Origin of the sequence: Helicobacter sp. TUL (assembly GCF_002287135.1) — a bacterium.
In the GTDB taxonomy this organism is placed as follows: Bacteria; Campylobacterota; Campylobacteria; order Campylobacterales; family Helicobacteraceae; genus Helicobacter_F.
The window spans coordinates 1-1,296 of sequence record NZ_NESU01000033.1; the positions used below are offsets into that span (position 1 = coordinate 1).

1 protein-coding gene and 1 pseudogene are annotated in these 1,296 nt (G+C 30.0%); both read left to right on the top strand.

Features of this window, described 5'->3' with window-relative positions; translation table 11 throughout:
- Positions 1-264: pseudogene (locus tag B9T66_RS08650) on the top strand (hypothetical protein); the annotation flags it as partial.
- Between the two features lie 2 nt (positions 265-266).
- On the top strand, positions 267-785 hold the full coding sequence (locus B9T66_RS08655) for a hypothetical protein (RefSeq protein ID WP_143429128.1): 519 nt from the start codon (positions 267-269) through the stop codon (positions 783-785).
- Positions 786-1,296 lie beyond the last annotated feature (511 nt).

The following is a 1,296-nucleotide window of genomic DNA, read 5'->3' on the forward strand; positions in this document are numbered from 1 at the left end:
AATTATTATGCTTACACATTAAGCAAATATCTTGAAACAAATGGCATAGAATTTAAACATGTTGCGCGTCTTGATTCACATCGCACAAAGCTTGTGTTTCCAAATGAAAGTATAGATATTGCAAATCTCAAGTGGTTATATGAATATTATTTGTATCAAAAAGGCAAAAAGCCTTATAAACTTATGGATATTTCCGCTCCAGAAGATGAAATCAACAAGTATTTTAACATTAGTAATCCAAAGTATCCTAAAGAGAGTGAATAAAAATGGATGAGCCGACACATATATACTCACCAGCCTATAAAGTAAAGAATTATACCACCCATACCAAACTAGATTATAACTCTCCCCTATCCCTTAGATTCAATGGTAAGGAATTACAGATATTAGAATGGGGAGAGGCGAAAAGAGAGAAAAGCTTTAGACTTCATCCCTTAAGTCTCAATAATCCAGCAAGGCAATTTGCTGAATCTAAAAAGTATTTTATACAAATAGACAATATATCCCCTATCCCATTATCTCAAAAAATATATTATCTAGATATATATGATGAAAACAACAACAAAGTAGGAACTATTACAAACAACAATACACAAAATATAATCAATACAGAACTTTTAATAGATGATATATTCTGTGATTTTGCAAATGTATTGCTAGAATATCAAAGAAAATATTCTGCAAATAGAATAAAGCTAGAGGTGGGGTATGGGGAAAGGAAAAGTGAAATTGATTTGAGAGGGAAAAGAACGCCAAATGGTGGAATTGTGGAGTGGATTTCGTAGTTTGATAATACAAAAGAAGGTATGGGAGTAAAAGCTAATGATAATTTTACACTCAATATAAAATATTGGTCTGTAATTTACGCTTTTCAAATGAGGTTTTTGCTCCTTTTATCAATGCGCAAGCGATGAATCATGGGATATATATTGCAAGTGCATTAAATGATGTCCTGATACGCTAGGCAGGTAGTTTGAGGTATAACAATCTCATAGCATTAAAGAAGAAAAACAATGCGTTTAAGTTTTCTATGCAAAAAACCTTAATAAAAATTTAAAAAATAAACCCAAAGCGACACTCATAAAATATCGATTGTAGCGATATATAATGGCATTTTCTTTTAATAAAATTTTGAATTCCAGTTCGTAGATGATTATTAAAAGATTATTAAAACATTTTGTTTTGCTTCAAAATACAATTATATCATTTTATACCTATTTATAGGGCTTTAGAGCCCTAAGGATAGAGAATATTTTTATACATTTATAACATTTTATACTAAATTTTGGACACCAT

Bases quoted from the DNA above. Each gene is read 5' to 3' on its own strand.
- B9T66_RS08655 (WP_143429128.1), top strand. From the start codon at position 267: ATGGATGAGCCGACACATATATACTCACCAGCCTATAAAGTAAAGAAT.